Below are 14,672 nucleotides of genomic sequence, written 5' to 3'. Positions count from 1 at the left end.
CGTGAGCGTGAGCTTGAACGAAAAATGAAAACGGCCTGCATCGCGGATGCAGGCCGTTTTTTCGTGCGGGCATACCCTCTACACGCTCTACACCCTCTACACGCCCTACCTACACCACCGCCTACCTACAACCATCGCCTCCCCCACTCTCCTCCTGAAGTCAGGCAGCTCAGGCACGGCGTGCCAACAGCGTCGCCAGCAAGCGCTGCACCCTGGGCATGCCGGCCTCGATCACGAATTCCGTGCCTGCGCGGGTCGGCTCCTCTTCGCCGACGCCCGCGGCATGGCTGATCACCAGACACAGGCTGGCGTATTCCATCTCGAGCTCACGGGCCAGCACGGCCTCGGGCATGCCCGTCATGCCGACCAGCGTATTGCCATCGCGCGCCATCAGGCGGATCTCGGCGGCCGTCTCCAGCCGCGGCCCCTGCACCACGCCCAGCACCCCGCCGGCCGTAAGGGGTAGCCCCGCCTCGGCGGCCGCCGCATGCAGCTCCTCACGCCAGACCCGGTGATACGGCCAGGCGAACGACACATGCTGGAACGGCTTGAAACGCCCATCGAAGAACGAGCCCTCGCGACCGGCGGTGTAATCGATCAACTGGTCCGGTACCACCAGCGTGCCCGGGGCCAGCGTCGGGTCGATGCCGGACACGCAATTGACCCCCACCACATGGGTCGCGCCCGCCTGCTTGAGCGCCCATAGATTGGCGCGATAGTTGATGCGATGCGGCGGCACCTTGTGCGGCTGGCCATGACGGGCCAGAAACAGCAGCGGCTGCCCATTCAGACGCCCTTCCACGACGCCACAGGAGGCCGCCCCCAGGGGCGTTTCCTGCCCGCCGCGCCTGAGCACTTCCATGCCTGACCAACTGCCGAACCCCGTCCCACCGATCACCGCCAGCATCGCCCGCCTCCTTGCCACCCATGTGCAGGAATCTCTCGGGACCGGACACCCCGATCCTCAGCGAACGCTACTCCGAGCCAACCGGCAACGACAAGCACAATCGTCACGCTCTGCGCCAGGAGAACAGAAAAGGCCCCGAAAACGACACCACCCGCCGCGGTTGCCCGGGCGGGTGGTGAACGAATGCCAGCGTTGACGATGGCTATCGCACGCGATGGCGACTGCCATCCGGCGGCTCATGTCACAGACACTTGGGTTACAGCCCCTTGGGCGCGTAGATGCCTGGCGCGTTACGCCAATAGCCCTTGTAGTCCATGCCGAAGCCGAACAGGAAGCGGTCTTCGACGTCGAGACCACAGAAATCGGCCTTGAAGCCCGGATAGGCCTTGCGGTCATGCTTCTTGTCGACCAGCACACAGCTGGATACGCTGCGCGCACCGGCTTCACGACAGTACTCGAGGATCGCGGCCAGGGTGCCACCCTCATCGAGAATGTCATCAACGATCACCACGTCGCGACCGGCCATCGGCAGCTCCGGGTTGACGCGCCAGAACAGCTCGCCGCCGCGCATCGCGCCACGGTAGCGAGTGGCGTGCAGATAATCGACTTCCAGCGGGAAGTCGAGGCGGGTCAGCAGCTGGCCGGCGGTGATCAGGCCGCCGTTCATCACGCAATAGAAGATCGGCATGCGATCGCCGAGGCGTTCCGTCAGCTCAACGGCCATGCGGTCGAGTGCCACTTCAAGGTCAGCTTGCGGGATCAGGCAATCGGCGTTGTCCATCACCTCACGCATTTCGTCATGCAGGGCGGTGAGGGTCTCAGGCGTCGGAGTCAGCATCGGGAGTTTCCTGGGTGTCACTGGCCTCATCTCCACGCCGGACGGGCGCAGAGGAGGATGTAGCAGCGGCGGTTGAATCAGAACGGCGGCGGGACCCGCGCGTCTGCGTGTCTGATGACGCCGCGGCATTCTCAGCCTCGGCGTCGTGTTCATGGTGGCGTCCTTCAAAGGACAGCACATCGGCAAAGTGCAGACGCTGCCCCGGCAGCGCCACCTGGGCATCATGCTCACGGATGATGTCGTGCACCTTGAGCAGGACATCCTGCTTGATCGCGTGGTACTTCACCCAGTCGGTGGTGCGCGTGAAGACATAGACGAAGAAGTTCAGCGAATGCTCACCGTAGGTGGTGAAGTTCACGATCTGGGTGCGCGTCTGGTCGATCTCGTCATGGCCTTCCAGCATCTCGCGTACCGCGGCAACGATGGGGCCGACCTGGGCGGCATCCTCATAGCGCAGCCCCACGGTCTCGAAGATACGGCGATTGTACATGCGCGACGGATTCTCCACCGAGATGCTGGTGAAGATGGCGTTCGGCACGTAGAGGGGCCGCATGTCGAAGGTGCGGATGCGCGTCAGGCGCCAACCGATATCCTCGACGGTGCCCTCGATCTCGCGGTCCGGTGAGCGGATCCAGTCGCCGACCTTGAAGGGCCGGTCGAGATGGATCATCAGGGCGCCGAAGAAGTTGGCCAGCAGATCCCGCGCCGCAAAGCCGACCGCGATACCGCCGACACCCCCGAAGGCCAGCACCCCGGACAACGAGACGCCGAGATTCTGCAGGATGGCCAGCCCCACCAGCACGACCACGACCGCCCGCAGCAGCTTGCTGATCGCCGAGGCCGTAGTGGCATCCATCGCGTTGACGTTGGTGCCAGGCGGCGGCATGGTGCGCAGCGCCTCGAAGCGCTTGACCATGCGGATCAACGCCCAGGCCAGCGCCAGCAGTGTCACGATTTGGCGCGCCGTGCCCAGGTACTTCTCGGCCCCGCCGAGGCTGAACTGGCTGGCGATGATGCCGAGCGCCAGCAACACCCCCATGCTGTAGAGCCAGAATGACAAGGGATGACGCAGGCCATGCACCAGGGCGTCATCCCACAGGTTGCGACTCTTCTCGGCATGCGTCGCCAGGCGGCTGAGCACCACTCGCTCGATGAGGTGCAGCAACAGCACCGCCAGCAGCAGCAGAGCGAGATTGATGCCCCACAGCGGCAGACCAAAGGTCTGCTCGACCCAGTGGCGCAGCGGCTCGACCCATTGATTGATCATCTCTTCGGCAGGCGCTGCCAGCTTGTCGGCAGCAGCCTCGGTGGCGGATTGCTCAGCCATGGGAATTCCTTGCCAGTCTTCGACTCGAAAAAGGCACCGCGTGCCTGATTATTGCGCGCTACCGGACTCAGAGGCCGACCGTGCGTCAGACGCGTCAGACGCCTCGACAGCGCCTAGCGTGCCCGAGGGCATGGCAGCCTGCCGTGATGCCTGACTGGCCGCCATCGATTCGAGCCGCGCGTGGGTGCGCCGCCAGCGCGCCAGCCCCACCAGGCCATCCAGCGTCGGGCGAGCTCGCGCATAGCGTAGCCGCGCCTGGCGCTTGCCACGGTGGCGCTGCTCATCGTCATCGAGGCTGTCGAGCACTTCGCGCGCGGCGGCCGGGTCATTGCAGACCAGCGCCATGTCACAGCCGGCGTCCAGCGCCAGGCGTGCACGCTCTGCCGGGCCACCTTCCGCGACGGCCGCCGCCATGCCGAGATCATCGGAGAAGATGGCGCCCTTGAAGCCGAACTCTTCGCGCAGCAGACCCAACCAGCTGGGCGAGAAGCCCGCGGGACGAGCATCGAAATCCGGATAGATCACATGCGCCGGCATCACGCCGCCCAGACGCTCGGCGAGGGCCGCGAAGGGCTTGAGGTCATGCTCGCGCAGCTCGCGGAACGGCCGCGGATCGACCACGCGTTCCAGATGGGTATCTGCCGAGATGCCACCATGCCCCGGGTAATGCTTGCCGACGGCGGACATGCCCGCCTCCTGCAGCCCGTCGATGAAGGCGCCGCCCACCGCGATGACGTCTTCCGGCGTGGCGCCGAAGCTGCGATCGCCAATGATGGTCGAGCCCGCCACATCGATATCCAGTACCGGCGCAAAGGTGATATCACAGCCGATGGCTGCCATTTCCATGCCCAGCAGCCAGCCGGCATCGCGTGCCAGTCCCAGGCCTGCGGCCTGGGCGTCTTCGCCGCAACCCTCACAGTCACGGCCGAGGCAGCACTGTGCCAGGCTGCGCATCGATGGCAGGCGTGTCACACCCTCGCGCAGACGCTGGACGCGCCCGCCTTCCTGATCGATGGCGATCAACAGGTGCGGATTGACGCTGCGAATCTCGCGGCTCAGCTCCAACACCTGCTCGGGAGAGGCGCAATTGCGCGCAAACAGGATGACGCCCCCGACGGCAGGGCGTGCCAGCAGTTCACGTTCGTCGCGGGCGAGGGTCAGCCCCGCAACATCGACCATTACGGAGCCCAGTGGCTGTGTCATGTCATCCTTCCTGTCCATGGCCTGCGGCAGTGATGTCCCGTGAAGAGAGGAATCACGACCGCCAGGACTTCATGTCTTTTACGGGGCTCGGCAGCCTGGAAGAAACGTGATGAATCAGGCTGCCAGCGCGAGGAAAGGCGCAATTCTAGCCGACTGAACCCCTATCGAACAGTCGCGGCCAGCTGCGCCCCGGCAAGGGACTGTTACCTAGATTCCGGTGACAGCTCATGGAGGGTATCAGACTCGGGCACCAGCGCCTTCAGGCATGCAGCAGCACCGGGGTGCCGGGCACAGCCTCGGCAAAGAGTCGCAGCAGGTCGTCATCACGCATGCGAATGCAGCCGTGGGACGCCGCTACCCCCATGGGCTCCGTACTGGGCGTGCCATGAAAATAGATGTAGCGACGCAGGCTATCGACCCGCTCGCCGCGGGCATTGCGACCACGATTGACACCGGGCTCGCGGCCGCTGAGCCACAGAATGCGCGTCAGGATCCAGTCTCGCTCAGGATGCTCCGCGGCAAGCTCGGGCGTGAACACCTCGCCCGTGAAGCGCCGTCCGCGATAGACGGCGCCACGCGGATTGCCCGCCCCGATGGCGGCACGAATCACATGCCAGCCGGTTGGCGTGCAACCGCTGCCGTCGAGCTCGCCGATACCGTTGAGGCCGCTGGAGATCGCGCAGGCATGCACCAGCGCGTCAGGGTCAGCCGCGGGGGGCGGCGCATCACGACTGCCACTCGGCGCGTCACTACGTATCTCAAGGCTTTGGCGCGAGAGGTCCACCGCTACCCAGCAGGCCATCAGCTGGCCGCCTGGGTGACCGCCTCACCATCCCCGAGCGAGGCAGGCAACGGCGCTGCCATCGCCGCGACCACCACCGGACGCATGTGCTGGATCAGCTCGCGCACCGTGGTGTGATGGCCGTACTCGGCCTCCTCGATATCGCGCAGCGCATCCAGGCCCGAGAAGGTGAAGATCACGCTGCCGAGCATGAAGTGCAGACGCCAGAAGCGCTCGTTGTCCGGCAGATCAGGCGTCGCCAGCTTCAGAAGCTCGGCGAAGCGACTGAAGACCGTGCCGTAATGCTCGCGGATATAGCGCCGCATGTGGCCCTGACCCTGGGTATAGGCAAGCCCGAGCAGGCGCATGAAGGTACGCAGGCTGTTGCGCTCGGCCGGCACCTCCAGCACGGTACGCGCCATCACCTCCAGCAGGACCTCCAGCGGCACCTGACGCCCGGCGTATTGCTGCTCGACGCTGTCGAGTGCCGCGTGGAAACGCTCACTGAAAGGGTCGAGATAGCGCGCGAAGACCGCCTGGATCAGCGATTTCTTGGAGCCGAAGTGGTAGTTCACCGCCGCCAGATTGACCTTGGCCTTGCTGGTGATGTTGCGCAGTGAGGTCTCGGCGAAGCCGCGCTCGGCGAACAGCACCTCGGCAGTATCGAGGATGCGGGTAACGGTATCGGTCTGGGCCATGGGCGGAACCCTTGTCAGGTAGAAAAGGACTGGAGTCGTAGGTCACGGTGCAAGCCCCGCGCGGCGACTCTCTCATGAGGTGGTGCAGGTTCACCGCAAGGCGCGTTCGATCATGGCACCCGTGAGCACCGCCATCGGCGAACATTCGTTTGAAACACTTTGATTCTAGCGCGCCATGCCATGACTGACAATTCTCTCGCGTTTCAAACGCCAGAGGTTTAGCCAAGCCTGATATTCCCTCAACGCTGACCGTGCCGATTCAAGGGCTCGCCTAGCTCGGTGACTGACCACCCCGCCAGAGCCAGGCCGGGTTCACTTCCAGACATTCACCACCAGACATTCACCTCCAGGCATTCACTTCCAGACATTCCCATCAAGAAAGAATGCCTCGGATATCGGCACGAAAAGTCGCCAGACAGCGATATCTCGGCGACTACCTGCCCTTTGAGGCCACCACGCAAGCCACGATGCCTTGCATGACCGCCATGACTGGATACAATGACAGTTGTATGGATGCACACCCCGTGCCGTCAGCTCAAGATGCCGCCCAGGCCAAAGGCAATGCCATGACCCAGCCGCTTACTCCGCGCCAGCAGGATGTCTTCGACTTCATCATCAAGACCATCAAGTCCTCTGGCTACCCGCCGACGCGGGCCGAAATCGCCCAGGCGCTGGGCTTCCGCTCACCGAATGCTGCCGAGGAGCATCTGCGTGCCCTCAAGCGCAAGGGCGCCATCGAGATGGTGCCGGGCACCTCTCGCGGCATTCGCGTGCCGTCGCTGGCTGACGTCGACGACAGCGCCAACGATGGTCTGCCGGTGATCGGGGAAGTGGCCGCCGGCAGTCCGATTCTTGCCAGCGAGCATATCGACCGTCACTGCCCGCTGCCGAGCGACTACTTCTCGCCGGCTGCCGACTACCTGTTGCGCGTGCGCGGCGTGTCGATGAAGGACGTGGGAATTCTGGAAGGCGACCTGCTGGCCGTGCACCGCACCAGCAGCGTGCGTGACGGACAGATCGTGGTGGCACGTCTGGGGGATGAAGTTACCGTCAAGCGCTTCCGCCGTGACGGGCACTACGTGTGGCTGGAAGCCGAGAACGAGGACTTCTCGCCGATCAAGGTCGACCTGCGCACGGACAGCCTGGAGATCGAAGGTCTCGGGGTGGGCGTCATCCGCGATGGCGGCCTGCACTGAGGCCTTGACCAGCAGCGCTTTGAGCAACGAGCTATGCCCAGCAGCACCTTTCTCGCAGAGCTCTGAGCAACAGAAAAGCCGCACGCATTGCACAAAAAACCCGCCTCGAGGCGGGTTTTTTGTGCGCGAAGCGCGAGCGATGAATCAGTGCACGATGCCTTCTGACTGCTCGTCCTCGTCTTCTTCGCCATCCCAGAGGCGAGTCCGGGTGATGGCGTGGTCGATCATCTCACGCGCGACCTCGAAACGATTGTCACGCAGCAGATCGGCGGCCTCGTCCGAAATGCGAATGCTGAGCAGCGGCTCACCTTCGCTTTCCGCGGCGCGCAGAATCACTTCACCATCTTCCATTTGCACAATTTCAAGTACGGCGGGATCGGACACGTCATTCCTCCTGCACGGCATCTCGCGAGATACCGGCGTCGTTGTAATCGTCAGCGCGACGGCTGGCAAGCCCGGCACCGCGTTGCCATCAGCGACGCAGAAAAAAGTACGACCACAGCCAGAGCCATGGTCGTACCGGAGAATGCAGGGCTTGCCACAATGCGATCAGTCTAGCACCCGTGAAGGCGAAACGTCACCCGATTGCCATGCGCCAGTCATCACCAGCGTGCAGCACCAGATCAACGCCTTGACCTACCACTCGACACTCGACTCACGCAGCTGCGGCAGCAGCGCCTTGAATGCCGTGATGGCGGCGCTGAGACGCTCGGCCAGCGAGGCGCTCGAGGCTGCCGCGATGATCAGACCATCACCCCGCGAACGCGATTCCTCGCGGCGCGCGACGCCGCCCTCTTCATGCAGGCGGGTCACATCCGCGACCAGCTCAGACAACCAGCTATCGGAACGCTCCAGCAGGCTGCGCAGCTGCTCGACCTCGGCGATGGGCGTCGGCGGCGACGCCAGGCGCTCGCGCCAGCTACCCTCTGGCCAGCGCGCCGTCACGGCACATTCTTCCAGCAATGACGCCAGCGCCAGCTCCAGCAGGGCGAGCGCGCCCTCTTCACCGGCCATGCGACGCGCCACGGCATGCTCATCGTCGCCAGAGGCTGCTGACTGGGCCAGCAGCAACTCGGCCTGATACAGCAGCTGATTGGTACGGGCACGCTGACTCATCAGCTCTTGGCTCCCTTGCGCTTGTCCTCGACGACCCAGCGGCCGTTGTCGTAGGTCGCCTTCCAACCGGTCGCCTTGCCTTCCTCATCGGTCATGACGTACTGAGCCTTGACCTTGCGCGAGAAGCGAATCTGCGCCGGACGTCCATCCGGGTCCTGATCCGGGGCCTCGAGAATGAAGTGATACTTCTCCGGCAGCTCGTCGGCATGCGCCTTGAGCTCCTTGACCAGCGGCGGACGCGTCTCGCGATTCTTGGGGAACTGACTGGCCGCCAGGAACAGGCCACTGGCGCCATCGCGCAGCACGTAGTGGTCCTCGACCTTGACGCAGGCAAGTTCCGGCATCGGAATCGGGTCCATCTTCGGCGGCGCCACCTCACCGGACTTGAGCAGCTTGCGGGTGTTCTTGCAATTCTCGTTGGTACAGCCGAAGTACTTGCCGAAACGCCCGGTCTTGAGCTGCATGTCGGAGCCGCACTTGTCGCACTCGATCACCGGGCCATCGTAACCCTTGATGCGGAACTGACCTTCCTCGACCTCATGACCGACACAGTCCGGGCTATTGCCGCAGACGTGCAGCTTGCGCTGCTCATCGATCAGGTAGCTGTCCATCGCGGTGGCGCAGATCGGGCAGCGACGCTTGGCGCGCAGCGCATCCGTCTCGGCATCTTCACCGGCATCGGCCGCCACGGCTTCATCGCCCGGCAGCAGATCGATGGTGGTCTTGCAGCGCTCCTTGGGCGGCAGGTTGTAGCCGGAACAGCCCAGGAAGACCCCGGTCGAGGCGGTACGAATCTGCATCTCACGCCCACAGGTCGGGCAGGCGATGTCCGTCGGCACCGGCTGGTTGGGACGCATGCCCTCTTCGGACTGGGCGTGGTCCAGCTCGGCCTTGAACTCGGCGTAGAAGGTGTCCAGCAGCTCGCGCCAGTTGCGCCCGCCGTTGGCCACCTCATCGAGATAGTCTTCCATGCGCGCCGTGAAGCCGAAGTCCATCAGGTCCTTGAAGGACTCGCTGAGGCGATCGGTGACGATATCGCCCAGCTTCTCGGCATAGAAGCGACGGTTTTCCAGCGCCACGTAGCCACGGTCCTGGATGGTGGAGATGATGGCGGCATAGGTGGACGGACGACCGATACCGCGCTTCTCCAGCTCCTTGACCAGACTGGCCTCGGTGTAACGCGCCGTGGGCTTGGTGAAGTGCTGCAGCGGCTGCAGCTCGACCAGGTCCAGCTTCTCGCCGATGGCGAGGTCCGGCAGCGACTGGTCCTCTTCCTTCTTGCCCATCGGCTTCATGACACGCGTGTAACCGTCGAACTTGAGCACACGACCCTTGGCGCGCAGCTCGTAGCCATCCACTTCGATGGTCAGCGTGGAGGACAGGTATTCGGCCGGCAGCATCTGACAGGCCACGAACTGACGCCAGATCAGCTCATACAGGCGCTCGGCGTCACGCTCCATGCCGGCGAGATCGGTGGCGCGGCGCGACACTTCGGAAGGACGAATCGCTTCGTGCGCTTCCTGGGCGCCTTCCTTGCTGGAGTAGACGTTGGCCGCTTCCGGCAGGTAGTTGCTGCCGTATTCTTCGCTGATGAAGTCGCGTGCCGTAGCCACCGCGTCCGCCGACAGATTGGTCGAGTCGGTACGCATGTAGGTGATGTAACCCGCCTCGTAGAGACGCTGGGCCATCATCATGGTCTTCTTGACCGAGAAGCCGAGACGACCACTGGCCGCCTGCTGCAGGGTCGAGGTGATGAACGGCGCGTTCGGCTTGGAGCGCGTCGGCTTGTCTTCACGATTGGTGATCGCGAGCTTGGCCGTGCGCAGCGCCGCGATGCGATCCATCGTCTCCTTCTCGCTGGTCGGACGGAAGGCCTTGCCATCCTGACGCGCCAGCTCGAAACGGATCGCTTCACCACTGGCGGCTGCCAGCTCAGCGTGGACATCCCAGAACTCTTCGGGGATGAAGGCGCGGATCTCGCGCTCACGCTCGACGATCAGACGCACGGCAACCGACTGCACACGACCAGCGGACAGGCCACGAGCGACCTTGGCCCACAGCAGCGGCGAGACCATGAAGCCGACGACGCGATCCAGATAGCGGCGTGCCTGCTGGGCATGCACGCGATCCATCTTCAGCTCGCCCGGCTCATCGAAGGCCGCCGTGATCGCCTTTTTGGTGATCTCGTTGAACACCACGCGCTTGTAACGCGAATCGTCGCCACCGATGGTCTCGCGCAGGTGCCAGGCAATCGCCTCACCTTCGCGGTCCAGATCCGTCGCGAGATAGATGGTGTCGGCTTTCTCGGCCAGACGCGTCAGCTCGGAAACGACCTTTTCCTTGCCGGGCAGGATCTCGTAATGCGCCTCCCAGCCATTTTCCGGGTCGACCCCCATGCGGCGGATCAACTGGGTCTTGGCCTTCTCCGCCTTGTGAGCCGCCTTGACCTCGGGCGACATCTTGCGAGTCTCCGCCGCCTGACGGGCACGTTCCTTGGGGTCGGTGGCCTGCTTGCCGCTACCGCTGGTCGGCAGGTCGCGGATGTGCCCGACACTCGACTTCACCACGAAGTCGTTGCCGAGATACTTGTTGATGGTCTTGGCCTTGGCGGGCGACTCGACGATCACCAGTGACTTGCCCATGGTTGCTCGCATCTCCTGGCCGGCGCTGATTGCGCCGGCGAATGACTCGTCGCGCTGGGTTTTGTCCCAGCCGAAAAATGCGCCTACCCTACCCCAGCATTTCAGCGCTGACCAGCAATGTTGAGACTGACGCCTCGTCAGGGCGGCTCGACAGGTCGCCTCTGCGACAGCCTCGAGACATGCCATGCCACCCGCCATGTCAGCGTGCGGCTTGCGCCGAATGACATCGACAGCCATCAGGCATGTGGTCGTGGCAATCCGGCATCCGAGCCGGGTTTGAGCATAGGTCATCAGCGCATGGCAGCGGTCAACGGGCCCGATACACGCGGCCGGTACAGGGTCTGCGCTGGGCCGATGAGCGGAAATTTCGCTCAGCAGGGTATTGCCACTATATAGGTAGCACTGGAATGGCTGTCAGTGAAAGCCAGCCGGCGGACATTAACGTGACGGGGCAGTCACCACGACGCTGCCGCAGAGAGCATGCGACGCTTGGCCGTCAGGCGTCGAAATGACGGGCCGCGCCCGCATGGCGCAGCGCGGCATACCCTAGCGCCCCAGCCCATGTCCGCGTACCCGCGACAACGTATTCGCAACAATCGCTCGGCATACTTCACGTCACCCCTTGCAGTCCCGATCGTGATCACGAGAATGGACAACGACAGCCGACGATACTCGACAGGCTCCCTTTCAGCCTTCAATGTAGTAAAATGACAACAACCTGGTTTGCGTTACCAGCCAGTCCATCACGCCAGTGTTCAAGGAGTATGCTTTCATGCCGCACGCGTTCAACGGCCCGATCCGCCGCACCAAGATTGTCGCCACTCTCGGCCCTGCCAGTGACAAGCCGGGTGTGCTCGACGCGATGATTCGTGCCGGAGTCGATGTGGTACGCCTCAACTTCTCCCACGGTAGCCCCGAAGATCACCGCATGCGCGCCGAGGCCGTACGTCAGGCCGCCGCCGCCCAGGGCCGCAGCGTCGCCGTGCTGGGCGACCTGCAGGGTCCGAAGATCCGCATCGCGCGCTTCAAGGATACCGCCGTCAAGCTGAGCGAAGGCCAGCCGTTCATTCTCGATATCGGCCTGGGCCGTGATGAAGGTACCGTCGAGCGTGTCGGCTGTGACTACCAGGAACTGGCCGATGACGTGGTCGCGGGCGACGTGCTGCTGCTCGACGATGGCCGTGTGGTGCTTGAGGTCAATGAGCTCAAGGGCAACGAGATCCACACCACCGTCAAGGTCGGCGGCAAGCTGTCCAACAACAAGGGCATCAACAAGCAAGGCGGCGGCCTGTCTGCCGAAGCCCTGACCGACAAGGACAAGGCTGACCTGAAGACCGCCATCGATATCGGCGTCGACTATCTGGCCGTGTCCTTCCCGCGCAGCGGCGCCGACATGCAGCTGGCACGTGAACTGCTGGGCGAGGAAGGTCGTGACATCGGCCTGATCGCCAAGGTCGAGCGCGCCGAAGCCGTGGCCGACGACGCCGTGCTGGATGGCATCATCCTCGCCAGTGAAGGCGTGATGGTGGCGCGTGGCGACCTAGGCGTCGAGATTGGCGATGCCCAGCTGATCGGCGTGCAGAAGCGCATGATCCGCCGCGCGCGCAGCCTCAACCGCGTGGTCATCACGGCCACCCAGATGATGGAATCCATGATCAGCGCGCCGCTGCCGACCCGCGCCGAAGTCTTCGACGTCGCCAATGCCGTGCTCGACGGCACCGACGCCGTGATGCTGTCGGCCGAGACCGCCGCCGGCGACTTCCCGGTCGAGACCATCGAGACCATGGATCGCGTCTGCCTGGGCGCCGAACGTGAGCGTGCCGCGCAGGAATCCCAGCACCGCATCCACGAAGGCTTCAGCAAGACCGACGAGACCATCGCGCTGTCCGCGATGTATGCCGCCAACCACCTGACCGGTGTCGTGGCCATCGTGTGCATGACGGAATCCGGCTATACCCCGCTGATCGCCTCGCGCATCCGCTCCGGTCTGCCCATCGTCGGCCTGGCGCAGGACCAGAAGACCCAGCGTCGCATGGCGCTCTACCGTGGTGTGGTGTCACTGCCCTTCGATTCCAGCGAATTGCCGGCGGCGGAAATCAACCGCCGCGCCATCGCGGAACTGGAAGCCCGTGGCATCGCGACTCGCGGTGACCTGGTGATCCTGACCCGTGGCGACCAGATGAACGCACATGGCGGCACCAACACCATGAAGATCGTCACTGTCGGCAGCACCATCGACTGATCGGCCTCGCTGGCCTCCCGCCCCGGGCCTTTCAGGGCGGGAGGCCAGCGACATTGCCCCATCCTCAGGAGGTCAGGGAATGAGCGAACAACGACCCAAGCGCCAGGCACGGCGCACCCTGCCAGCACGCAAGCGCATTGCGCTGGTGGCGCACGATGGCAAGAAGGATGAAATGCTGGCGTGGGCCAATCGCTGGCGCGATGAGCTGTCCCGCCACCAGCTACTGGGCACGGGCACCACAGCCCGCCGCATCAGCAAGGAGCTGGGCCTCGAGGTCGAGGGCTTGCTGAGCGGCCCGCTGGGCGGTGATCAGCAGATCGGCGCGCGCATCGCCGAAGGCAATCTGGACCTGCTGGTCTTCCTGTGGGATCCGTTCGCGCCGATGCCGCACGATCCTGACGTCAAGGCGCTGCTGCGCCTGGCAGCATTGTGGAACGTGCCGGTCGCCAGCAATGCGGCCAGCGCGGACTTCCTCTTCCACTCGAAGTTGATCTCCGAGGAAGTCGAAGTGGCCGTGCCGGACGCCAATGACTGGGTCAGCACCCGCGCCTGAATGACGCTGGATGTCGCCCCATGAAAACGCCGCCTGCTCGCAAGAGAGGCGGCGTTTTCATGGCCAGATGTTGTAATCAAACTACCTTTTGCGCAGACGGGCAGTATTGCCGGCGCGGCATCTGACGAAATTGCTGCCTTCCTGCCACCTTCCCAGCTCTTTCTCTCTCCACTTCCCCGCTATCCCGCTATCCCTCTATCCGGCGACGCTATTCGAGAGACGCAGCTCAATCCATAACAGTAGCTCACAAGATCTGTTCAAGAAGTCAGCTCAAGCTGACTGGCGATCACCGCACCACGCGCCGCCATGCAGTAAAGACCGATGTGATGACTGTCTGCCTGGGGATGCGTCGCCGTATCGGGGAGCCCCAGCTGCGCGACCACCTCGGCCGGCAGGTCGTAGGTGGCACAGCCGGGCTCCAGCACCACGATGTCACGCACCTTGCCCAGCAGGCCGTGATTGCGCGCCGACAGCAACGTCAATACCAGGTCCATCACGCAGATATCGGTACAGATGCCTACCACGAGCAGGGTTTCCAGCCCTTCGTCGCTCACCCACTCCTGCAGCGCATTGACCTGGGTATGGGGATCAATCGCGCCGACGTAGCCATTGATGCAGTCCTTGCGCACCAGCGTGGCCTGCGGCTCCTCCTCCAGCCAGGCAAGTTCCGCCACCAGCTCATCCTCGCCGCTGCCCTGCTCACAATGGGCGGGATAAGGCGGCTCCGGCTTGCCCGGCGCATGGGAATCAATGAAGGCCAGCAAGGGGCGATTGCGCTCACTGAAGGTCCGCGCCAGCGTATCGCTGAGGGCAATCATCCTGCTGACCTGGGCATTGGGCGCCTGAGGCGCCAGCGCACCGCCAGCGACCTGACAGAAGCCGTTGATCTCATCGACGATGATCAGCCCGGCCGTCGGCAGCGAGACCGGCACCACGGCCGGCCGCACCGGCAGGCGGGCATCAAGCTCGCCGGGGGTCTTCCACTCGGCGGGAGTGGCAGGAATGCGTTGCACCACGCAGGACGCCGCGACATCGGATGAAGTCGCGGCGTCCTGCGTCTCTGGTGTAGAGGATACGGAGGGAGCGGATGAGCGCTGGTCGGAAGACACCATGCAAAAGGCCTCTGATGACGAATGGCCTTCAGCATAACGGAACTCAGGGCCGAGCGG

Annotated in this window: 13 protein-coding genes; 3 read left to right on the top strand and 10 right to left on the bottom strand. The window is 64.0% G+C overall.

Annotated elements, in window-relative coordinates:
* Positions 1-169 precede the first annotated feature (169 nt).
* The 6 genes from HA399_RS04295 to HA399_RS04270 form a co-directional block, all read right to left on the bottom strand.
* A complete protein-coding gene (locus HA399_RS04295; protein ID WP_404326175.1) occupies positions 170-907 on the bottom strand; it encodes an S-methyl-5'-thioinosine phosphorylase in 738 nt (245 codons plus the stop codon).
* 256 nt (positions 908-1,163) lie between these two features.
* The gene (locus HA399_RS04290; protein WP_043331927.1) at positions 1,164-1,745 is read right to left on the bottom strand and encodes a hypoxanthine-guanine phosphoribosyltransferase; all 582 of its coding nucleotides are present in this window, start codon (positions 1,743-1,745) and stop codon (positions 1,164-1,166) included.
* The gene (locus HA399_RS04285; protein ID WP_404326174.1) at positions 1,726-3,072 is read right to left on the bottom strand and encodes a mechanosensitive ion channel family protein; all 1,347 of its coding nucleotides are present in this window, start codon (positions 3,070-3,072) and stop codon (positions 1,726-1,728) included. Before HA399_RS04285 ends, HA399_RS04290 begins: the two co-directional genes overlap by 20 nt.
* A 48-nt stretch (positions 3,073-3,120) precedes the next feature.
* Positions 3,121-4,275: a beta-N-acetylhexosaminidase gene (gene nagZ / locus HA399_RS04280; protein WP_404326173.1), complete on the bottom strand. Its 1,155-nt coding sequence runs from the start codon at positions 4,273-4,275 to the stop codon at positions 3,121-3,123.
* Positions 4,276-4,534: 259 nt separating this feature from the next.
* Positions 4,535-5,077, bottom strand: coding sequence for a L,D-transpeptidase family protein (locus tag HA399_RS04275; protein WP_404326172.1), 543 nt, complete (start codon positions 5,075-5,077; stop codon positions 4,535-4,537).
* The gene (locus tag HA399_RS04270) at positions 5,077-5,754 is read right to left on the bottom strand and encodes a TetR/AcrR family transcriptional regulator (protein WP_043331928.1); all 678 of its coding nucleotides are present in this window, start codon (positions 5,752-5,754) and stop codon (positions 5,077-5,079) included. The genes HA399_RS04275 and HA399_RS04270 overlap by 1 nt, the downstream gene beginning before the upstream one ends.
* 566 nt (positions 5,755-6,320) lie before the next feature.
* On the opposite strand from HA399_RS04270, the gene lexA reads away from it, so the two are divergent.
* Entirely contained in the window at positions 6,321-6,950 is a 630-nt protein-coding gene (gene lexA, locus HA399_RS04265) for a transcriptional repressor LexA (protein WP_043332079.1), read from the top strand.
* A 144-nt stretch (positions 6,951-7,094) separates the two neighbouring features.
* On the opposite strand, the gene HA399_RS04260 is transcribed toward lexA, so the two are convergent.
* The 3 genes from HA399_RS04260 to topA all read right to left on the bottom strand — a co-directional run bounded on the left by HA399_RS04260 (position 7,095) and on the right by topA (position 10,708).
* The gene (locus HA399_RS04260) at positions 7,095-7,334 is read right to left on the bottom strand and encodes a hypothetical protein (protein ID WP_052384340.1); all 240 of its coding nucleotides are present in this window, start codon (positions 7,332-7,334) and stop codon (positions 7,095-7,097) included.
* A gap of 252 nt (positions 7,335-7,586) precedes the next feature.
* Entirely contained in the window at positions 7,587-8,066 is a 480-nt protein-coding gene (locus tag HA399_RS04255) for a DUF6586 family protein (protein WP_288988838.1), read from the bottom strand.
* On the bottom strand, positions 8,066-10,708 hold the full coding sequence (gene topA / locus HA399_RS04250) for a type I DNA topoisomerase (protein WP_404326171.1): 2,643 nt from the start codon (positions 10,706-10,708) through the stop codon (positions 8,066-8,068). Before topA ends, HA399_RS04255 begins: the two co-directional genes overlap by 1 nt.
* A gap of 772 nt (positions 10,709-11,480) precedes the next feature.
* Between topA and pyk the strand changes: the two genes are divergently transcribed.
* Positions 11,481-12,950, top strand: coding sequence for a pyruvate kinase (gene pyk, locus HA399_RS04245; protein ID WP_043331933.1), 1,470 nt, complete (start codon positions 11,481-11,483; stop codon positions 12,948-12,950).
* Between the two features lie 79 nt (positions 12,951-13,029).
* Positions 13,030-13,503 carry a methylglyoxal synthase gene (locus HA399_RS04240; RefSeq protein WP_054555025.1) on the top strand — a complete coding sequence of 158 codons (474 nt, stop codon included), beginning with the start codon at positions 13,030-13,032 and terminating at the stop codon, positions 13,501-13,503.
* Positions 13,504-13,760: 257 nt separating this feature from the next.
* Here the strand turns inward: HA399_RS04240 and HA399_RS04235 are convergent, their stop codons facing one another.
* Positions 13,761-14,615 (bottom strand): isochorismatase family protein, encoded by an 855-nt coding sequence (locus HA399_RS04235; RefSeq protein WP_404326169.1) that lies wholly within the window; start codon positions 14,613-14,615, stop codon positions 13,761-13,763.
* Positions 14,616-14,672: the final 57 nt, after the last annotated feature.

It is taken from the genome of Cobetia sp. UIB-001 (genome assembly GCF_044789135.1).
GTDB classification, from domain to species: Bacteria; Pseudomonadota; Gammaproteobacteria; order Pseudomonadales; family Halomonadaceae; genus Cobetia; species Cobetia amphilecti.
This window is presented reverse-complemented; position numbering and strand designations above follow the sequence as displayed.

Bases quoted from the DNA above. Each gene is read 5' to 3' on its own strand.
- HA399_RS04295 (WP_404326175.1), bottom strand. From the start codon at position 907: ATGCTGGCGGTGATCGGTGGGACGGGGTTCGGCAGTTGGTCAGGCATG.
- HA399_RS04290 (WP_043331927.1), bottom strand. From the start codon at position 1,745: ATGCTGACTCCGACGCCTGAGACCCTCACCGCCCTGCATGACGAAATG.
- HA399_RS04285 (WP_404326174.1), bottom strand. From the start codon at position 3,072: ATGGCTGAGCAATCCGCCACCGAGGCTGCTGCCGACAAGCTGGCAGCG.
- nagZ (WP_404326173.1), bottom strand. From the start codon at position 4,275: ATGACACAGCCACTGGGCTCCGTAATGGTCGATGTTGCGGGGCTGACC.
- HA399_RS04275 (WP_404326172.1), bottom strand. From the start codon at position 5,077: ATGGCCTGCTGGGTAGCGGTGGACCTCTCGCGCCAAAGCCTTGAGATA.
- HA399_RS04270 (WP_043331928.1), bottom strand. From the start codon at position 5,754: ATGGCCCAGACCGATACCGTTACCCGCATCCTCGATACTGCCGAGGTG.
- lexA (WP_043332079.1), top strand. From the start codon at position 6,321: ATGACCCAGCCGCTTACTCCGCGCCAGCAGGATGTCTTCGACTTCATC.
- HA399_RS04255 (WP_288988838.1), bottom strand. From the start codon at position 8,066: ATGAGTCAGCGTGCCCGTACCAATCAGCTGCTGTATCAGGCCGAGTTG.
- topA (WP_404326171.1), bottom strand. From the start codon at position 10,708: ATGGGCAAGTCACTGGTGATCGTCGAGTCGCCCGCCAAGGCCAAGACC.
- pyk (WP_043331933.1), top strand. From the start codon at position 11,481: ATGCCGCACGCGTTCAACGGCCCGATCCGCCGCACCAAGATTGTCGCC.
- HA399_RS04240 (WP_054555025.1), top strand. From the start codon at position 13,030: ATGAGCGAACAACGACCCAAGCGCCAGGCACGGCGCACCCTGCCAGCA.
- HA399_RS04235 (WP_404326169.1), bottom strand. From the start codon at position 14,615: ATGGTGTCTTCCGACCAGCGCTCATCCGCTCCCTCCGTATCCTCTACA.